Annotated in this window: 17 protein-coding genes and 1 pseudogene; 7 read left to right on the top strand and 11 right to left on the bottom strand. The window is 58.8% G+C overall.

The genetic code is table 11. The features are described from left to right. Positions 1 to 34 precede the first annotated feature (34 nt). Genes gmhB through glyQ form a run of 3 tightly spaced genes read right to left on the bottom strand, consistent with a single transcriptional unit; the run spans position 35 to position 3,576 of the window. Entirely contained in the window at positions 35 to 568 is a 534-nt protein-coding gene (gene gmhB / locus AC09SL_RS11365) for a D-glycero-beta-D-manno-heptose 1,7-bisphosphate 7-phosphatase (RefSeq protein WP_058544797.1), read from the bottom strand. Positions 569 to 571: 3 nt separating this feature from the next. After that, on the bottom strand, positions 572 to 2,626 hold the full coding sequence (glyS, locus tag AC09SL_RS11360; protein ID WP_058544798.1) for a glycine--tRNA ligase subunit beta: 2,055 nt from the start codon (positions 2,624 to 2,626) through the stop codon (positions 572 to 574). Beyond that, positions 2,623 to 3,576, bottom strand: coding sequence for a glycine--tRNA ligase subunit alpha (glyQ, locus tag AC09SL_RS11355; RefSeq protein WP_003177094.1), 954 nt, complete (start codon positions 3,574 to 3,576; stop codon positions 2,623 to 2,625). The genes glyS and glyQ overlap by 4 nt, the downstream gene beginning before the upstream one ends. 81 nt (positions 3,577 to 3,657) lie before the next feature. On the opposite strand from glyQ, the gene AC09SL_RS11350 reads away from it, so the two are divergent. The 5 genes from AC09SL_RS11350 to AC09SL_RS11330 all read left to right on the top strand — a co-directional run bounded on the left by AC09SL_RS11350 (position 3,658) and on the right by AC09SL_RS11330 (position 9,100). Continuing rightward, complete coding sequence (locus tag AC09SL_RS11350; protein WP_058544799.1) at positions 3,658 to 4,215, top strand: DNA-3-methyladenine glycosylase I; 558 nt, start codon at positions 3,658 to 3,660, stop codon at positions 4,213 to 4,215. 43 nt (positions 4,216 to 4,258) lie between these two features. Then, a complete protein-coding gene (locus AC09SL_RS11345) occupies positions 4,259 to 5,146 on the top strand; it encodes a lysophospholipid acyltransferase (RefSeq protein WP_058544800.1) in 888 nt (295 codons plus the stop codon). Positions 5,147 to 5,355: 209 nt separating this feature from the next. Then, on the top strand, positions 5,356 to 6,015 hold the full coding sequence (locus tag AC09SL_RS11340; protein ID WP_058544801.1) for an NAD(P)/FAD-dependent oxidoreductase: 660 nt from the start codon (positions 5,356 to 5,358) through the stop codon (positions 6,013 to 6,015). A 999-nt stretch (positions 6,016 to 7,014) separates the two neighbouring features. Then, entirely contained in the window at positions 7,015 to 8,571 is a 1,557-nt protein-coding gene (locus AC09SL_RS11335) for a methyl-accepting chemotaxis protein (protein ID WP_058544803.1), read from the top strand. A 175-nt stretch (positions 8,572 to 8,746) separates the two neighbouring features. Continuing rightward, complete coding sequence (locus AC09SL_RS11330) at positions 8,747 to 9,100, top strand: VOC family protein (protein WP_058544804.1); 354 nt, start codon at positions 8,747 to 8,749, stop codon at positions 9,098 to 9,100. Between the two features lie 195 nt (positions 9,101 to 9,295). Here the strand turns inward: AC09SL_RS11330 and AC09SL_RS11325 are convergent, their stop codons facing one another. From AC09SL_RS11325 to AC09SL_RS11315, 3 genes and pseudogenes are all read right to left on the bottom strand, one after another. Next, complete coding sequence (locus AC09SL_RS11325; protein ID WP_058544855.1) at positions 9,296 to 10,027, bottom strand: hypothetical protein; 732 nt, start codon at positions 10,025 to 10,027, stop codon at positions 9,296 to 9,298. Between the two features lie 433 nt (positions 10,028 to 10,460). After that, positions 10,461 to 10,745: pseudogene (locus tag AC09SL_RS11320) on the bottom strand (hypothetical protein); the annotation flags it as partial. A 33-nt stretch (positions 10,746 to 10,778) separates the two neighbouring features. Continuing rightward, positions 10,779 to 11,198: an organic hydroperoxide resistance protein gene (locus AC09SL_RS11315; RefSeq protein ID WP_003196182.1), complete on the bottom strand. Its 420-nt coding sequence runs from the start codon at positions 11,196 to 11,198 to the stop codon at positions 10,779 to 10,781. A 420-nt stretch (positions 11,199 to 11,618) separates the two neighbouring features. Between AC09SL_RS11315 and AC09SL_RS11310 the strand changes: the two genes are divergently transcribed. Then, the gene (locus AC09SL_RS11310; RefSeq protein WP_058544805.1) at positions 11,619 to 12,158 is read left to right on the top strand and encodes a hypothetical protein; all 540 of its coding nucleotides are present in this window, start codon (positions 11,619 to 11,621) and stop codon (positions 12,156 to 12,158) included. Positions 12,159 to 12,430: 272 nt separating this feature from the next. Here AC09SL_RS11310 and AC09SL_RS11305 read toward each other — a convergent pair whose 3' ends face one another. After that, complete coding sequence (locus AC09SL_RS11305) at positions 12,431 to 13,555, bottom strand: GGDEF domain-containing protein (protein ID WP_058544806.1); 1,125 nt, start codon at positions 13,553 to 13,555, stop codon at positions 12,431 to 12,433. 162 nt (positions 13,556 to 13,717) lie between these two features. Between AC09SL_RS11305 and AC09SL_RS11300 the strand changes: the two genes are divergently transcribed. Further along, positions 13,718 to 13,987, top strand: coding sequence for a DUF6124 family protein (locus AC09SL_RS11300; RefSeq protein WP_133247231.1), 270 nt, complete (start codon positions 13,718 to 13,720; stop codon positions 13,985 to 13,987). Between the two features lie 112 nt (positions 13,988 to 14,099). On the opposite strand, the gene AC09SL_RS11295 is transcribed toward AC09SL_RS11300, so the two are convergent. The 4 genes from AC09SL_RS11295 to phnX form a co-directional block, all read right to left on the bottom strand. After that, on the bottom strand, positions 14,100 to 14,669 hold the full coding sequence (locus AC09SL_RS11295; protein WP_058544808.1) for an HD domain-containing protein: 570 nt from the start codon (positions 14,667 to 14,669) through the stop codon (positions 14,100 to 14,102). Next, positions 14,666 to 15,823: a TIGR03364 family FAD-dependent oxidoreductase gene (locus AC09SL_RS11290; protein WP_058544809.1), complete on the bottom strand. Its 1,158-nt coding sequence runs from the start codon at positions 15,821 to 15,823 to the stop codon at positions 14,666 to 14,668. Before AC09SL_RS11290 ends, AC09SL_RS11295 begins: the two co-directional genes overlap by 4 nt. Positions 15,824 to 15,973: 150 nt before the next feature. Then, the gene (locus tag AC09SL_RS11285; RefSeq protein WP_058544856.1) at positions 15,974 to 16,993 is read right to left on the bottom strand and encodes a putative 2-aminoethylphosphonate ABC transporter substrate-binding protein; all 1,020 of its coding nucleotides are present in this window, start codon (positions 16,991 to 16,993) and stop codon (positions 15,974 to 15,976) included. Between the two features lie 44 nt (positions 16,994 to 17,037). After that, a complete protein-coding gene (gene phnX / locus AC09SL_RS11280; protein ID WP_064106853.1) occupies positions 17,038 to 17,865 on the bottom strand; it encodes a phosphonoacetaldehyde hydrolase in 828 nt (275 codons plus the stop codon). Positions 17,866 to 17,867 lie beyond the last annotated feature (2 nt).

The raw sequence follows: 17,867 nt of genomic DNA, 5'->3' as shown, positions 1-17,867 counted from the left end.
CCGAACAATCCTTGATCAGGTTGTCTTGGGAGCTCTAATTGTGGATAAGTTCAGCGGCAATCGCCGCCAAGTCGTCAAAAATCAAGGTGCCCACCGGCAGGGTCTTGCCCAGAGTCTTTTCGCCTTTCCCGGTCTTTACCAAAACTGGCTGACAATCGACGGCCTTGGCCGCCTCCAGGTCACCGAGGCTGTCACCGACGAACCACACACCCGCCAATCCCACATCGTAATGGGCGGCAATGGTTTTCAACATGCCTGGCTTGGGTTTGCGGCAATCGCAGCCGTCGTCCGGCCCGTGCGGGCAATAGACGATCAAGCCGACTTCCCCGCCCTGCTCCGCCACCAATGCCCGTAAGTGCTCATGCATGGCGTCCAGGACGGCGAGGTCATAATAACCGCGGGCAATGCCCGACTGGTTGGTGGCAACCGCCACCGTCCAGCCGGCCTTGCTCAACTGCGCGATGGCTTCGATCGAACCGGGCAGTGGCAACCACTCCTCCACCGATTTGATGTAAGCGTCGGAGTCGTGATTGATCACCCCGTCCCGATCGAGAATCAGCAGTTTCAAGCGTTACCCCAGCAACGAAATATCGGCGACGCCGAGGAACAGCCCACGCAGACGCGCCAGCAACGCGTAACGGTTGGCGCGTACCTTGGCGTCTTCGGCATTGACCATCACCGCCTCGAAAAACGCATCCACCGGTTCGCGCAGTGCAGCCAGGCGCGCCAGGGTTTCGCTGTACTGACGCGCCGCCGCCATTGGCTGGACCGCCTGGTCTGCCTGCTGGATCGCCGAATACAGGGAAAACTCGTTGGCGTTGTCGAAGTACTTGGCTTCGACGGTGGCCGCGATGTTGCCGTCGGCCTTGCCCAGCAGGTTCGATACTCGCTTGTTCACCGCCGCCAGCGCTGCCGCTTCCGGCAGTTGACGGAACGCCTGCACCGCTTGTACGCGCTGGTCGAAGTCCAGGGCCGAACCCGGTTTCAGGGCTCGCACCGACAAGTAGGTGGCGACGTCGACGCCTTCATCTTCATAACGTGCCCGCAGGCGGTCGAAGATGAATTCCAGCACCGCATCGGCCAGGCCGGCAGCCTTGACCCTGCTGCCGAACGCGTTGACGGCGAACGCCACGGCGTCGTTCAGGTCCAGGTCCAGCTGTTTGTCGATCAGGATCCGCAACACGCCCAGCGCCGCGCGACGCAAGGCATAAGGGTCTTTGCTGCCGGTGGGCAGCATGCCGATACCGAAGATACCGACCAGGGTGTCGAGCTTGTCGGCGATGGCCACGGCCGCACCGGTCAGGGTGGTTGGCAGTTCAGCGCCGGCACCGCGCGGCATGTACTGCTCGTTCAGTGCCAGGGCCACGTCTTGCGGCTCGCCATCGTTGAGGGCGTAGTAGTAACCGGCGACGCCTTGCATCTCCGGGAACTCACCGACCATTTCGGTGGACAGGTCGCACTTGGACAGGATGCCAGCACGGGCCGCGCGCTGGGCGTCGCCGCCGATGCGTGGGGCGATGAACGCCGCCAGTTTCGACACGCGCTCGGCCTTGTCGTAGACGCTGCCGAGTTTTTCCTGGAACACCACGTTGCGCAGGCGCTCGTTGAAGCTTTCCAGGGGCTGTTTCTTGTCTTGCTTGAAGAAGAACTCGGCATCGGTCAGGCGCGGGCGAACGACTTTTTCGTTACCGGCGATGATCTGCTGCGGGTCCTTGCTTTCGATGTTGGCGACCGTGATGAAGCGCGGCAGCAACTTGCCTTCAGCGTCCAGCAGGCAGAAGTATTTCTGGTTGTCTTGCATGGTGGTGATCAGTGCTTCCTGTGGTACTTCAAGGAAACGTTCCTCGAACGAGCACACCAGCGGCACCGGCCATTCCACCAACGCGGTCACTTCGTCCAGCAGGTTGGCCGGCACGATGGCGGTGCCTTCCTGCAGGGTGGCCAGCTCTTCGGTGCGCTTGCTGATCAGTTCGCGGCGCTCGTTGGCGTCGGCCAGCACATAGGCGGCACGCAGGTCGGCCAGGTAGTTGGCCGGCGAGGTGATGCGCACGCTCTGTGGATGATGGAAGCGGTGACCGCGGGAATCGCGACCGGCCTTCTGGGCCAGGATCGTGCAATCGATCACCTGGTCACCGAGCAACATCACCAGCCATTGGGTTGGACGCACGAACTCTTCCTTGCGCGCGGCCCAGCGCATGCGCTTGGGAATCGGCAAGTCATTGAGGGAGTCTTCGACGATGGTCGGCAACAGGCTGGCGGTCGGCTTGCCCTTGATGCTCTGGCTATAGCGCAGCTTCGGGCCGCTCTGGTCGATTTCGCTCAGGTCCACGCCGCACTTCTTGGCGAAGCCCAGGGCGGCTTGGGTCGGATTGCCGTCGGCGTCGAACGCGGCCTGGCGTGGCGGGCCGTCGAGGTTGATGCTGCGGTCTGGCTGCTGGGTCGCCAGGGCGGTGATCAGCACGGCCAGGCGGCGCGGCGCAGCGTATACCTGTTTGGCTTCGTAGTTCAGGCCGGCGGCTTGCAGGCCTTTGTCGATACCGGCCAGGAACGCATCGGCCAGGGTGTTCAGGGCTTTGGGTGGCAGTTCTTCGGTGCCCAGTTCAACCAGAAAATCTTGAGCACTCATTGTGCAGCCTCCAGCTTAGCCAACACTTCATCACGCAGGTCCGGGGTCGCCATCGGGAAGCCCAGCTTGGCACGGGCCAGCAGGTAGGCTTGCGCGACGGAACGCGCCAGGGTGCGTACACGCAGGATGTATTGCTGGCGCGCGGTCACGGAAATCGCCCGGCGTGCATCCAGCAGGTTGAAGGTATGGGACGCCTTCAACACCATTTCATAGCTCGGCAACGGCAGCGGCTGGTCCAGCTCGATCAGGCGCTTGGCTTCGCTTTCGTAGAAATCGAACAGCTCGAACAGCTTCTCGACGTTGGCGTGTTCGAAGTTGTAGGTCGACTGTTCCACTTCGTTCTGGTGGAACACGTCGCCATAGGTCACTTTGCCGAACGGGCCGTCGGCCCACACCAGATCGTAGACCGAATCCACACCCTGCAGGTACATGGCCAGGCGTTCCAGACCGTAGGTAATTTCGCCGGTGACCGGGTAGCACTCGATGCCGCCCGCTTGCTGGAAGTAGGTGAACTGGGTCACTTCCATGCCGTTGAGCCAGACTTCCCAGCCCAGGCCCCAGGCGCCCAGGGTTGGCGATTCCCAGTTGTCTTCGACGAAGCGAATGTCGTGCACCAGCGGGTCGAGGCCGACGTGCTTGAGCGAGCCCAGGTACAGCTCCTGGAAGTTTTCCGGGTTCGGCTTCAGGACGACCTGGAACTGGTAGTAGTGCTGCAGACGGTTCGGGTTTTCGCCGTAGCGGCCGTCAGTCGGGCGGCGGCTGGGCTGCACATAAGCGGCGTTCCAGGTTTCCGGGCCGATGGCACGCAGAAACGTGGCAGTGTGGAAAGTGCCGGCGCCTACTTCCATATCGTAGGGCTGAAGTACCACGCAACCTTGCTCGGCCCAGTATTGCTGGAGGGCGAGGATCAAGTCTTGGAAGGTACGCACGGCTGGCGTAGGCTGGCTCACGAAATTCACCTGTTTCTTGGGCTGCGATTTAAAGAGCGGGAGTATACCCGATTCGTTCGTGCGCACGCCCCCTGGAGCCTTATGCCACGCTGCTTTTGGTGTTCTGACGATCCGTTGTACATGGCTTATCACGATCAGGAGTGGGGCACGGCGCTGCGCGATGCGCAGGGTTTGTTCGAGTTGCTTTTGCTCGAAGGGTTCCAGGCCGGGCTGTCCTGGATCACCGTTTTGCGCAAACGCGAGCGCTACCGGGAGGTGCTGTACGACTTCGATGTGCAGCGGGTGGCGCAGATGAGCGACGCCGAAATCGATGAGCTGATGCTCGACCCCGGCATCATCCGCAACCGCCTCAAGCTCAAGGCCGCCCGCCGCAACGCCCAGGCCTGGCTGGCGTTGGAAGACCCGGTGGCATTTCTCTGGTCGTTCGTGGGCGACAAACCCATCATCAATCATTTCAAGGACCGCACCGAAGTGCCGGCCATCACGCCCGAGGCGCTGGCGATGAGCAAAGGCCTGAAGAAAGCCGGATTTACTTTTGTCGGACCGACCATTTGTTATGCGCTGATGCAGGCCTCGGGCATGGTCATGGACCACACCCAGGATTGCGACCGCTACGCCGAGTTGGTAAACGGCGGTTAGAATAGCCGGCTCGCAACACGGCCCATACATTCAGGAGTGACCTGTGGATAAGTTGAAAGGCGCCTTGCTGGTCGGCGCTCTGCGGTTGTTTGCGCTGCTGCCCTGGCGGGCGGTGCAAGCGGTGGGCTCGGCCATTGGCTGGTTCATGTGGAAGCTGCCCAACCGCTCCCGCGATGTGGTGCGGATCAACCTCGCCAAATGTTTTCCCGAGATGGACCCGGCCGAGCGCGAACGCCTGGTGGGCCAGAGCCTCAAGGACATCGGCAAATCCTTGACCGAAAGTGCCTGCGCCTGGATCTGGCCGGCCCAACGCTCCATCGACCTGGTGCGTGAAGTCGAAGGCCTGGAAGTATTAAAAGAAGCGCTGGCCTCCGGCAAAGGCGTGGTGGGCATCACCAGTCACCTGGGCAACTGGGAAGTGCTCAACCACTTCTATTGCAGCCAGTGCAAACCGATCATTTTCTACCGCCCGCCCAAGCTCAAGGCAGTGGATGAATTGCTGCGCAAACAGCGGGTGCAACTGGGCAACAAAGTCGCCGCATCCACCAAGGAAGGCATCCTCAGCGTCATCAAGGAAGTGCGCAAGGGCGGCCAAGTAGGCATCCCCGCCGACCCGGAACCGGCCGAATCCGCCGGTATCTTCGTGCCCTTCTTCGCCACCCAGGCCCTGACCAGCAAGTTCGTGCCGAACATGCTCGCTGGCGGCAAAGCGGTCGGCGTCTTCCTTCACGCCCTGCGCCTGCCGGACGGCTCCGGCTACAAAGTCATCCTCGAAGCCGCGCCGCAGGCCATGTACAGCACCGACACCGAAACCGCCTGCGCTGCCATGAGCCAAGTGGTGGAGCGCTACGTACGGGCCTATCCGAGCCAGTACATGTGGAGCATGAAACGCTTCAAGAAACGCCCGCCGGGCGAGGCGCGGTGGTACTAAAGGCCTGTTGCTTGGGTGTGGTGAATGCTTGATCTTGAACACCCAAGAACCCCTGTGGGAGCCGAGCTTGCTCGCGATAGCGGCCTGACAGGCGCCGCATATTGAACTGCTGCACCACCCACCGTGGCGAGGGAGCTTGCTCCCGCTGGGCTGCGCAGCAGCCCCAACCGGGCTAACGTATTCCCCCAGGCAAACCCGACGGAGACCGAATGGATAACGCTCCAGGCAAGCACGTCATCGTCATCTGTGCCGGCATCGTCGGCGCATCCCTGGCCTACCATCTGACGACCCAAGGCGCGAAAGTCACGGTGGTCGAGGCCGAAGGCATCGCGTCAGGCGTGACCGGCAGCTCATTCGCCTGGATCAACAGCTCTCATGGCGAACCCGACCCCATTGCGCCATTGCGCGGCGCTGCCATCCAGGAATACCGCCGACTCGAAACGCAACTGCCCGGCCTGAAGATCCAATGGACTGGCGCCCTCTCTTACGGCCCGAGTTCAACAGCTTCGGCAAACCGGATATCCCGATCACAGATTCGTGAACTTGAGCCAAACCTCAAGAACCCTCCTCAACAAGCTTCGTATGCGGCAGAAGAAGGAGCGCTGGACGCCGTAGCAGCAACCCATGCGCTGATCGCTGGCGACCAGGCCAACGGCGCGAAAGTGCTCACTCAAACGCCGGTTCTGCCTGCCGATGACATCCCCATCATTGGTTATCTTCCGCAGGTCGGCGGCGTCTACGTGTGCGTCATGCACCCCGGCGTTACCCTGGCCGCGATTGTGGGTCGTCTTGCCAGTGAAGAGATCGTCGGCGACAAGGCTTGCTCTGCCCTCAACCCCTGCCGTCCGGATCGTTTTTTCCAAGCTTAGTGAGGGTTGAATGGCCTAAGTTCGCTTACTCCCAAATCAGCCAAGGAAGCGTCAAATTCCTGAACGCGTTGACCAAAACCTTTCGTTCATTAGACAGGGCATCATTGAGGTACTTTAGTTCGCGTTCAATTTGACTCACGTAAATTCGGTGTATTCCCGCTATAGCTGCTGGCTCTTCTTGTGAAAGATTAATAAGTTTCGTTGACGACCGGCCTTGAATTCAGGCCCGCCATGCTCATGCTCACCATAAAGCAGTCAGTAATTAAAGCGTCATAAATCCAATGAATAACTACTGCCAAGAGCAGCCTATTTCTGCGCTGTCTTGCTAGCCATAAGTCGAATACAGCCTTCATAAACTGAGCCTTATAGTGCGCGACGCAAAAACAATCTCGACCTTGAATTAATCACGGATGGTTTATGTCGCTAAAAAGAGTTAAGACTAAAGCGCTTCCAATCACTGAGGAGTTATTGCAATTGCTACGTGCCACACAACACGCTCAGGTTGTATGGAGCGTCGCCGTCAATGATATTGACGCGTCATGTGATGAGGTATGGCTTGCTCGAATGTGGGAGGTCGAGGGCCTCGAAGCCCGATACAGAGCCTGCCAAGACCGGCTATTTTTTTACCTGAAGCAAGCCATCGAGATTTAAACCTTCCGTCACACACTGCACTGTTTTCGTGCTTGCACTATAAGTATGGGCCCAGCAGAACCGAACGATCATGAACATTCGACTAAAGAACTAGACAGTTTATGGGGTGTTTGAAATGCCCCGTTAGTTTCGGAACGCACTGCTCTTGGAATGGCCGGCAGGCTGGGCGCTGTATCCTTTCAGCTACCTCTTAACCGAATAGCCCTCGACAACGGTATATTTTTTTTCGTATGAGGCTAATTGCCCTCCAGAGTACTTTTGCTGCCACTCTAGAACTAAAGCATTCAGGCTCATGGTCGACATTCCGGACGCCATGTTCAATCAATCTGAGTTACGACTGGAGTCTCTATGTTTGGCTGGATCAGCAACATCCGTGTCAGCGCGAAATTAAGCTTGGGCTTCGGCCTGGTACTGGGGCTTGCGTTGTTACTCGCTTCGACGGGTTGGTACGCCATTGCGACGTTGACCGACCGCGGCGCTAAAATCGAGAAAATTGCTCAAATCAGCGATTACACCAAAGACCTGCGAATCAGTCGTTTACGTCTAGGTGCAAACCCTCAACCAGATGCCTATCAACCGCTGCAGAAAATTCTGGACAATCTGGCAGCCCACTTGCAAAACATCAACACCCAGTTCACTGCCCCGATTGACCAGCAACTGATCCAACAACAGAACACTTCCGTCAGAGAATACGGACAACTGCTGCTTGATCTGGCCAAACCCAATACTGACCAAGCGCCCATATATAAACGTATGGGGCAGCTGGGTGATCTGTTGCTCGATACGACGCAAAAACTCATTGATTCGCAAAATACCAAGCGCGATGCCGACGCCGCGTCTGCCAAGGTTCTGCTGGGGCTTGTCGCAGCCTTGACGTTGCTACTGGGCGCACTTGCAGCATGGATCATTACCCAACAAATCGTTAACCCACTGCAGTACACGCTACAGGCCGTGAATCGTATTGCCGGGGGGGATTTGAGTGAGCCCGTGCAGGTCAACCGGCGTGATGAGTTGGGTCAGCTGCAATCAGGTCTTCAGCAGATGATGCTCAACCTTCATGAGCTGATCGAGGGCATTCGATCCGGCGTCATTCAGGTTGCCAGTGCTGCCGAACAGCTGTCGGCGGTCACCGAGCAAACCAATGCGGGCGTCAATAATCAGAAAACCGAAACGGATCATGTCGCCACCGCGATGAGCGAAATGACCGCAACGGTGCAAAACGTCGCTCGCGATGCTGAAGAGGCCTCAACTGCCGCATCCGCCGCGGATCAGCAAGCCTCTGAGGGAGAGCAAATCGTGAATGAGGCCATAGCGCAGATCAAGCGCTTGGCCGAAGAGCTCAATCAGTCGGCCGATGCTGTACGCCATCTCCAGGAACAAAGTGAAAAAATCGGCGGGGTACTCGATGTGATAAAGGCGGTGGCCCAGCAAACCAATCTGCTGGCGCTGAACGCGGCCATTGAAGCCGCACGCGCCGGCGAGGCTGGCCGTGGCTTTGCGGTGGTAGCAGACGAGGTGCGCAGTCTTGCCTTACGCACCCAGCGTTCCACTGAAGAAATTGAAAGTCTGGTGGCCGGTGTACAGAGTGGTACTCATGCCGTTGCCTCAGGCATGGAAAGCAGCCAGCTGTTGGGCGAGAGCAGCGTCGAATTTACCCATCGCGCGGTGATCGCCCTGGAAAACATCACGAGTAAAGTATCGATCATTCAAGCCATGAATCAGCAAATCGCCACCGCAGCGGAGCAGCAAAGCGCAGTCGCCGAGGAAATCAATCGCAGTGTCATCAACGTTCGCGATATCTCCGAGCAGACGGCAAGCACCTGCGAGGAAACCGCTTCTTCAAGTACCGAACTCGCACGGCTGGGTCATGAACTGGAAAGGCTGGTAGGACGCTTTAAAGTGTAGACGTGGCAGAGACGGCGCCGTTTTGCACCCGCAATGCCTCAGGCATCTCGGGCACCGGCGCCGGCTGTGTTTCTCCTCTGCGCTCAACCCCTACCGTCCGGATCGATTTTTTCCAAGCGTAGTGGCGGGTGAATGGCCTAAGCTCGCCTCTTCCCAACCAGCCAAGGAAGTCGCAATGGGCATTCGCGGTAAAGACCGTCAGATCGATAACATCGAGTTCAATGTCAACGACATCGCCCGCAGCAAAGCCTTTTATGCAAGCGTATTCGGTTGGAGTTTCGTCGACTACGGCCCGACCTATACCGAGTTCAGCGACGGTCGCCTGACCGGTGGCTTCACGACCGGCGAACCTGTGCGCCCAGGCGGCCCGTTGATTATCTTGTATGCCGATGACCTTGAAGGCACCCAACTCCGGCTCAAGGCTGCGGGGGCGTCCATCAGCCGTGAAGTGTTCGCTTTCCCGGGTGGCCGACGTTTCCACTTTATCGACCCGGATGGCTATGAACTGGCGGTGTGGTCGGCTTCCTGATGGTTGATTGACCGCAAACAGCTCCTTTGCCACTGATGGTGGTGTGGTGGATAGCATCGTTTAGCAGAGAGCATCGTGAAAAGTGGGAGCATGCGAAACCAAGGCAATTAATGACGCCCAGGCGCTAGGAAGTTACTGCATTAAATAAAAAGAGCCACGCACCGCGTGACTCTTCTGTTTTAGCCGGCTGGCCTTTTAAAGTGATTGTAGAGAAATGCTGGCGCTCGTAGAGTCTTGTTGACTATCAGCGTCCATCCAGACCCACTGCGTACCGTCTCCTTGCAAGTTGTTACTGATATTCTGAATCTGCGTCGCAACAATGGTCACTGCGCCTTTTTCCGAAGCAGTAGGTCCAATATTGGTGACTTGGCCAGCCAGCAGGCCGTTGGATGTTTCATTGACAACAAATACAGTAGCAGCAGCTTCTCGGAATTGGCACGAAATAAACTGAGTGATCTTGCTGACGATTGTCAGATTCATCCACTTCGAAGGAGGCACCGCATAATAGCGATTATATTTGTTGAACGGGTACTGCTCTCCGTTAGCCTGCAATGCGTTATTGCTAAGTCCGCTGGTGTTGGTCGGCATGCTGGTACTGCCCAACCACAGTTCGACCTGAGCAATGCCACTGTTGCTGGGTAGCGAAACTGAAACGGTCTGAGTGTCACTGCCAGAAACAAAGCCCAGAGAGGCCAAGCCGGCATTGGCCGTGGTGCCTGGAACAGTAATTGTTGCAGGAGGCTGGCTATTGCTCCATACAACACTTACGGCGGCATTGTTGTCGCTGTTAGCAGAGTTATATATGAAAATGCCGTAAATCTGACCAGGGCGCAAAGTGGTACAGGTAGCGGTATCACCCGGATTCAAAGTGATTCGTTGGCCGCCATTCCAGTTGATTTGTGAAGCTGCGATAGCGAAGCTTTCCATGGGATAGTCCTTTAATAGATCCATCATAGTAGGTGCGCGATACGTCCTTCATCCGTTGCGCGATTACGAGATTAGTTAGCTTTAAAAAATATGCTATGCAGTTCTTAGAGTCATTGGCTATTAGCGGTTGATGGCTAAAAGCTATTTATCTTCTCGACACAATGAGGTGCTGTTTTCGTGAAAATAATGTTCGGAGAAATATCATGCAGTTGATGGGCTGATGTCAGCTGTTTTGCCGATTCTGTTGAAAAGTCGGCCATGGTTTGCACGGCAGAAAAGTATGCGACCGAGGGGGAACACTTTGCATCGTTTAGGATCCGTGACACGTTGCAAAAAAGCCGCTTCCTCATGAGAGATAAGCGGCATTTTTTGTTTTGGAAGCAACATAGGTTGATTCGACCGGCTTACGGAGTGGTGAAGGGATTGTTCAGCCCACCCTGTTTTCCATCAGGCGATCCGAACCGCCTTCAGCTACGCGGTTTTCGATGAGTCGATCGGAGCCGCCTTCAGCTACGCGGTTTTCGATGAGTCGATCCGAGCCGCCTTCGGCTACGCGGTTTTCGATGAGTCGATCCGAGCCGCCTTCGGCTACGCGGCTTTCGATCAGGCGATCCGAACCACCCTCGGCGAACGTAGGTTGAACAGAAGAAGTCGCGAACGCATTACCGAGCGACAGTGCCAGAAGCGAGCCAATGAGCGTTTTGCTGAGCGTGTTCATGTCCTGATCCTTTTTATTCGTAGATAAAGTGAGTTAGACGGTGACGTGCAAACGGACGTCGACGTTGCCGCGTGTCGCGTTGGAATACGGGCAAACCTGGTGAGCCGCGTCGACCAGCGCTTGGGCATCGGCTTGATCCAGACCTGGCAGGTTGATGTGCAGATCAATGTCCAGACCGAAACCACCAGGGATCTGGCCGATGCCAACGTGTGCCGTGATTGAGGCGTCGGCAGGAATGCTGCGTTTGCTTTGGCTGGCGACAAACTTCAATGCGCCAATGAAGCAGGCGGAGTAGCCGGCAGCGAACAACTGCTCGGGGTTGGTGGCTTCACCACCCGCACCGCCCAAGGCTTTTGGAGTGGCCAGTTTCACGTCGAGAATCTTGTCGCTGGAAACAGCACGGCCATCACGGCCACCGGTGGAGGTTGCGACTGCGGTGTAGAGAACGTTCATGGTGTTTCCTCTATTGCTGATGGGTTGGATCGAGATTGGTTGCGCTAAATGTTTGCGCACTAACCAGTTGCGATAAAGTTAACGGATGAATAGTTAGCGCGCAAGATAAATTTTGAGAAATTTACTGATTGCGAATTAACTAATTGATCTAAAAGGAAATTTATTTTTAGGCATTTGCAATGTCGCCAGCCCGGGTGAGCTGCGAGGTGAGCCAGGGGAAGGAGGTGCTAGGGGGGATCAGCAGGACCAGCGCAATTGCAGGCCTTCAAAGAGAGGGAAATTCATAAGCAGAACACTACGCCTCCGCCAGCCCACACATCCTTGCGCCTTTGCCTACAACCACACCAGAACCCACCTGCTTGTGTGCCTCGCCCCCGGACTCTATTGTTTTTTCGCCCTGTCCATCATCGTATCCACCACATGAAACGACCACGCATTAGCAACTTCAAGCATCAGGTGTTCCGCTCGACCGCAATGCAGCTCGCTAAAGAATTTTTGGTGGATGATCCTAAGGCACTATCAGAGAAAGGTATCGATGCTGAGCGGATAAGATACGAGCCGATAACCCAAGAGGCACTCGACCAATGCAATCTATGGGGCTCAGAAGCCCAACTTTATCCATGGGAGGAAATACCTGTCTGGAAGAATCGCGACGGGAAAGCGTTTGACCTTTCTCTGTGGTATGACCAAGAGTTATGTGGGCTTTGCTTTTCCACGCCAAAATCAAGCACCTTGTCAATCAAGGTTGTCCTCTTGGAGGGCAAGCCTGACGCCACTCACCCTTTAAAGGGCGAAGTGGCCGGTTTAGTCTTGATCGCGATCAGCCGATATGCGCGAATGCTGAAGCTTCGGGAGATTGAGATTTTTGAGCCTGACCCTGGCGCTGTCCAGTGGTACCAGTATCTGGGCTTCGATTTCGACGACCAGCGGCGCCTTGTTATAGCGGTGAACGAGGCATAACATGAGCCCCAATTCTATTGTGAGTTTTCTATGAAGGCTTCCAAGCATACTCCAAAGCCATTGCTTGCAGCTCAGTACCAAGCGGAAGCTCGCCGTCTGGCTGGCTGCGCGACCACTATAGAGCGCCAATTCTTGTCGGTAAGCCTCGCCAAAGGTAAGGAGCTTGAGCCCGTTGGCCGAATGGCTGGTGCCAGAACCTGATTTTCTGCTGATACAAAAAAACCGCCGAATTGGCGTTTTTTTTGGTTTCGCGCTGGGCAAAGCCAACCCGACTAAGCAACAGCCACCCGATTACGCCCCTGCGCCTTCGCTCGATACAGGGCTTTATCCGCATCATTCATCAAGCTGTGAAGATCCTTATTACAAGCCTGCGTCGATGCGACGCCAAGGCTGGCTGAGATATGGTGAACAGGCTCGATCATCAAACCCGCGATGGTATCGATGAGCCGTTCCGCTATCTGGGTGGCAACCTCAATGGACGTGTCCGGAAGCAAAATGGCGAACTCTTCACCACCGAGCCGACCGAGGATATCCGTTGTCCGAAACGATGAACTGATGACTGCCCCCATCTGGCGCAATACCTGATCGCCCACCTGATGGCCGTAGGTGTCGTTGATGTGCTTGAAGTGATCCATGTCCAACATGACCGCGCACAACCCTTGCCGCTTGGCCTTGCATTCGTTGTAAAGCTGCTGGGCATGCTCGAAAAATGCTCGTCGACTCTTCAGGCCGGTCAGTTCATCGGTTTGTGCGGCGCGGGTTGAAATGCTGTTCGCCTGTTCCATTTCACGGGTGAGTCGAAAGGCGATTTCCAGTGCCTGGGACATTTTGTGCGTGGCACGGGCCGCAAATGCCATGAACACCAAAATCGAAAGTGCCATGCCGACTTGAATCGCAGACGGTTGAAACAGCAGCCAGACGGTGCACGGCAGCAACACCACGCCGATGGAGACCAATGTCATATCGCGATAGGCCGAGTAGCAGGACACGGCGCTGACGGACATACCAACCGTAAAGAGCATGACCAACGCCTGCGACAACAGATCGTCCGCCGGCATGAGCACAAACGCCCCACCGCCCCAGATGCTGGCGGATAGCACCAGCGTGACCCAGTATTTGCGCTCCCAATGTTCAGGTGTGCGCTGACTTTCGTCGCTGCGGAAATAGGCAACGAACATCGCGATACGCACCAGCGTCGATGCGGTCAGGATGGCCAGCCACCAAAAAATAGCGCTGTGCTCAAACCGATCCCAACACAGCCAAATCAGCATGATGGCAGCCAGGTAACTACCTAAAACCGCAGAAACGGATTGGCGGAACAGTTGCTGCAGTCGGTCGGTTCGCACCTGTTCGGCTATGACAAAATCCTGGCCATTGCGCAGTCTTGGGCCATCCATTTGAACCACCTGGTTTATGACGCGACCAAAAAAACGATTGTGGCACCCTGCCACCAACGCAAACAACTGAATTACTGTGACGAGCTGATTTAGCGAAATATCTCACTGCCCCACTGAGCTTTTGTAGGAGCTGCCGAAGGCTGCGATCCTTTGGTCTTTCGCTTGAAACTCAGGTGTCGGGAGAAAGATCGCAGCCTCGTTGCACTCGACAGCTCCTACAGGGCGCAGCCCAGCGCTCCTACAGACAAACCGCATCAACGCCTGCTCCTCGCCAACCTCAGCGAAACCCTGGCGGCAGCCGACGCGATGGCCAGCAACCTGGCCTTCGACCTGGAAGGCTCCTGCCGTCACATTGCTCTCGGTATACAGCAATTGATCGAACTGAGTTCATTGCTGGCAAATCGGGTGTTGGATACCGTTGATCCGCGATAGCAAGTAAACGTCCTCCAAAAAGCAAACCCGACATCTTGTGTCGGGTTTGCTTTATTTCACCGGTCGGTCCTTTTCGATACAAGTGATAACCGGGCCTGCGCCTGAGGATCCCTCAAGGTATCGCCGCCTGGTGAACACGTATCGCAAGCAGCTCCAAATCGCTGAGATCGGTTGGAGGTCTCCCGGCGACCTTGGCCGCCTCGTCCCAGCGGCGCAAACGCAGGCTGTCGGCAAACAGCGGGTCGGCCTCGAAGGCCTCGGCTTCACGGGTCGTCATCGGCCCACCCTGCCAGTCCAGGGTCTGCCGGCTGGCCTCACTCAACCCTGCCAGATAAGCCGGTTCGCGCCAGCTCAGGTAACGCTTGGCGTCTACATGCCGCGCCACCAGCCCCGCCAGGCGCTGGGAGAAGCCCAACCCCAGCAACCAGTTTGAACCCACCCGCTCATGACCTCGACGGCCCAGGCCGGCCATTGAGTTTTGCGCCGTCAGCGGCGCACAGAAGTGCCCGACATCGTGGCAGAAAGCAGCCAGCACCAGCTCCTCGTCCGCCCCTTCGTCACGCGCCAGCTCGGCGGCCTGGACCATGTGTTCGAGCTGGCTGACCGCTTCGCCGATATAGTCCGCCTGCGCCTGCTGACGGCACAGGGCAAACAGCTCGGCCACCGCCTGCTCCGCGCTCATGCGACGCACGCTTGCGGCCATTCTTCTTCGCCGAGCAACGCCGCCAGACTGCGCTCACCCAGGCCCAGGCCGACGCTCATGCCCAGGCCTGTGTGCATCAGTACGGCGCTGACGCCTGCCCCGGCTTGCACCACGCTGAACGGGCCGGGCCCGCGCGAGCCGTATACGCCCTGCCAGCGTTCCAGCACCTGCAGCTTGCCGCCCAGGGTGTGCTCGGCCAGCGCCAGCATGAGGTCGTCCACGCCCTCGGCGTTGAACGGCGAGGCGTCGCTGCCGTAGTCGTGGGAGTCGCCGATAATCACCTCGCCATGGGGCGTCGGGCTGACCAGCAGGTGAATGCCGTGGGTTTCCAGTTCCGGCTGCTCACGGCGGATCTGCGCACGGATGGCTTCGGCTTCCGGCAGATCGGCGAAGGCGCCGTAATGCACGCAGCTCAGACCGGTGAGCACCGCGTGTTGCAGGTCCAGCGGCTGTTGCAGGCGGGCGCGCAGCATCTGCAAGCGACACACCGAAGGCTGGAGCGCGGCCAGCGGTTCGGCCAGCAACGTCTGATAATCATGTCCGGAGCAGACCACGATGTGCCTGGCGCTGAAACTTCCGGCGCTGGTCAGGGCGCTACCTGGCTCGACGTCACGCACCAGGGTGGAGAAGTGGAACTGCACGCCCAGCCCGCGCAGGTATTCGACGATCTGCGGCAGCGCCTCACGGGAATACAGCTGCTGGTCGTCGAGGCCATGCAGGGCGGCGCGATGGTGGGCGAAACGTCCGCGGTACAGCTCATTCAGGGCGGTGCCGCGCAGCAGCTCGACGCGGTAGCCCTGTTCACGGGCGCGGCCTGCGCAGAAGGCTTCGAGCAAGGCTTCTTCGGCTTCGCTGCGTGCAAACAACAGTGAGCCCTGTTGCTTGAGCTGCAGACCGGCGGCCTGGCCCAGCTCGGCCCACAGGCCGCGGGACTGGCGGGCCAGGTCGAGCATCACGCCGGGTGCCTGGCCAGTGACCAGGGCCTGGCCGAAGTTGCGGATGGAGGCGCCGAGCGGCGTGTGGCTGCGCTCGAACACACGGACCTTGAGGCCGCGCTTGGCGCCGGCCCAGGCATGGGCGAGGCCGAGCATGCCGGCACCGACGATCAACAGATCGCAGTCGTGCTGACTCATGGGGAAACTCCTGGAACGAAAAAGGCGGCCGCCAATGCAGCCGGATGAATCAACGGGTAGCAGTGATGGGCACAATCGCTCTGGCAAGGCTGGCGGGAGAGCCGTGCAGCAAACCCGCGTCACCCAACCAGCAGGATTGTGCCGGTCACGTCACTGGGCTACCGGCTCGGACTTGCCGTCGTAGCGCTTGCGCCATTCGGCGAGGATCTTGTCGCGGTTCTCCGAGGCCCAGGCGAAGTCGTTCTTGATCAGGCGCTGCTCGTAATCGGCGGGCAGCTCCTGGAAGCGCTCGGCGATGCCCGGCTGGGCCAGCACGGCGAAATTCGCCTTGTACAGGTCCATGGCCTCGCGGCTGGCGGAGAAGTCGGCGAGCTTCTTCGCCGCTTCCAACTGCTCGGTGCCCTTGATGATGCCGGTGGCCTCGATCTCCCAGCCCAGGCCTTCCTTCGGCAGGACGATGTCCAGCGGCGCACCCTTGCGCTTGAGCTGCACAGCCGGGTACTCGAAGGAGATGCCGATGGGGAACTCGCCGGCGGCGGCCAGCTTGCACGGCTTGGAGCCGGAGTGGGTGTACTGGCCGATGTTCTGGTGCAGCTTGTCCATGTAGGCCCAGCCCTGCGGCTCGCCGAAGGTCTGCAGCCAGGCGCTGACGTCGAGGTAGCCGGTGCCGGACGAAGCCGGGTTGGGCATGACGATCTTGCCCTTGTACACCGGGTTGGTCAGGTCTTCCCACTTGGTGGGCTTGGGCAGGCCCTGCTTCTCGGCCTCGATGGTGTTGAAGCAGATGGTCGCGGCCCACACGTCCATGCCGACCCAGGCCGGCGGGTTGGCGGCGTCGCGGTAGTTGGCGCCGATCTTGTCCAGGTTGGCCGGGGCGTAGGCTTGGAGCATGCCCTGCTGCTTGAGCACAGCCAGGCTGGAGCCGGCCAGGCCCCAGACCACATCGGCCTGCGGGCGATCCTTCTCGGCCAGCAGCTTGGCGGTGACGATGCCAGTGGAATCGCGTACCCACTTGATCTCGATATCCGGGTGCAGCTTTTCGAAGGCGGTCTTGTAAGCGGCCAGTTGTTCCACTTCGAGGGCCGTGTACACAGTCAGCTCGGTGTTGGCCTGGGCCGGCAGGGCGCAAGCGGCGAGCAGCCCGGCGGCCAGAGCGGTACGTTTGAACATGAAGAGCTCCTTGGTTGGCATTGCGTGGCGTTGGTTGTTCGAATTCAGCTGGCTTGCGGGCTTTCGCCCCGGGCCAGGCGAGCGTTGATCGCGTCGATCACCGGCGGCAGTTCGGCGAGGGTGTCGATCAGGTAGTGCGGCCGGCTCGGCGCGAACAGCGCGTCGATGCGTGTGCGCTCGGCTTCGCGCTGCGCGGGCGTCAGGGCCTGGTACTGCGCCCAGTCCAGGCCCAGGAAGTTGCCGGAGAAGCGCAGCGCCACGGTCCACATGCCGGCGCTGTGGCCTTCGAGGATGCCCGGCTCGGTGTCGTCGACCTTGACGCAGGCGGCCACATCGTCGAGGCCCAGAGCGATGACGTTGGCCAGCGCCTGGGCCGGGCTTGGCCGGCCTTTCGGCACCTCGTCGGTGGCGACCACATGGTCGGGGCTATAGCCATTGGCGGCGGCCAGTTCGACCACCTTGTCCATCACCTGTTTGGGATAGCCGGAGCAACTGCCGAGCTTGAGCCCGCGCTCGCGCAGGGCGGCGATACACGCCAGCGCGCCGGGGATCAGCGCCGAGTGCTCGCCGACCTTGGCGATCTGCAAGGGCATGAAGCGCTCATAAATCGCCGTCACATCTTCGTCGCTCGGCAGGCGACCGAAGCGGCGTTGGTAGCGCTCGGCAATCGCCGGCAGGTTGCACAGGGCGCGGATGTGGTCCCACTTGCCCATGCCCATCGGCCCGCGCGCCTCCTCCAGGCTGATCTCGACGTCGAAACTGGCGAAGGCCTCGACGAAGATGCGGGTCGGCGCGAAGGAGCCGAAATCGACCACGGTGCCGGCCCAGTCGAGAATGGCCGCGTGCAGGCGGTCGGGGTGTTGGTAGTGCATGG

This window comes from Pseudomonas sp. PF05 (assembly GCF_056521845.1).
The sequence above is the reverse complement of the archived record's forward strand: the minus strand, read 5'-3'. Positions and strand labels throughout refer to the sequence as shown.

What these genes read in the sequence shown, in the direction of transcription:
- glyS (WP_058544798.1), bottom strand. Translation starts at nt 2,626, where the DNA reads ATGAGTGCTCAAGATTTTCTGGTTGAACTGGGCACCGAAGAACTGCCA.
- AC09SL_RS11350 (WP_058544799.1), top strand. Translation starts at nt 3,658, where the DNA reads ATGCCACGCTGCTTTTGGTGTTCTGACGATCCGTTGTACATGGCTTAT.
- AC09SL_RS11340 (WP_058544801.1), top strand. Translation starts at nt 5,356, where the DNA reads ATGGATAACGCTCCAGGCAAGCACGTCATCGTCATCTGTGCCGGCATC.
- AC09SL_RS11335 (WP_058544803.1), top strand. Translation starts at nt 7,015, where the DNA reads ATGTTTGGCTGGATCAGCAACATCCGTGTCAGCGCGAAATTAAGCTTG.
- AC09SL_RS11330 (WP_058544804.1), top strand. Translation starts at nt 8,747, where the DNA reads ATGGGCATTCGCGGTAAAGACCGTCAGATCGATAACATCGAGTTCAAT.
- AC09SL_RS11325 (WP_058544855.1), bottom strand. Translation starts at nt 10,027, where the DNA reads ATGGAAAGCTTCGCTATCGCAGCTTCACAAATCAACTGGAATGGCGGC.
- AC09SL_RS11315 (WP_003196182.1), bottom strand. Translation starts at nt 11,198, where the DNA reads ATGAACGTTCTCTACACCGCAGTCGCAACCTCCACCGGTGGCCGTGAT.
- AC09SL_RS11310 (WP_058544805.1), top strand. Translation starts at nt 11,619, where the DNA reads ATGAAACGACCACGCATTAGCAACTTCAAGCATCAGGTGTTCCGCTCG.
- AC09SL_RS11305 (WP_058544806.1), bottom strand. Translation starts at nt 13,555, where the DNA reads ATGGATGGCCCAAGACTGCGCAATGGCCAGGATTTTGTCATAGCCGAA.
- AC09SL_RS11295 (WP_058544808.1), bottom strand. Translation starts at nt 14,669, where the DNA reads ATGAGCGCGGAGCAGGCGGTGGCCGAGCTGTTTGCCCTGTGCCGTCAG.
- AC09SL_RS11290 (WP_058544809.1), bottom strand. Translation starts at nt 15,823, where the DNA reads ATGAGTCAGCACGACTGCGATCTGTTGATCGTCGGTGCCGGCATGCTC.
- AC09SL_RS11285 (WP_058544856.1), bottom strand. Translation starts at nt 16,993, where the DNA reads ATGTTCAAACGTACCGCTCTGGCCGCCGGGCTGCTCGCCGCTTGCGCC.
- phnX (WP_064106853.1), bottom strand. Translation starts at nt 17,865, where the DNA reads ATGCACTACCAACACCCCGACCGCCTGCACGCGGCCATTCTCGACTGG.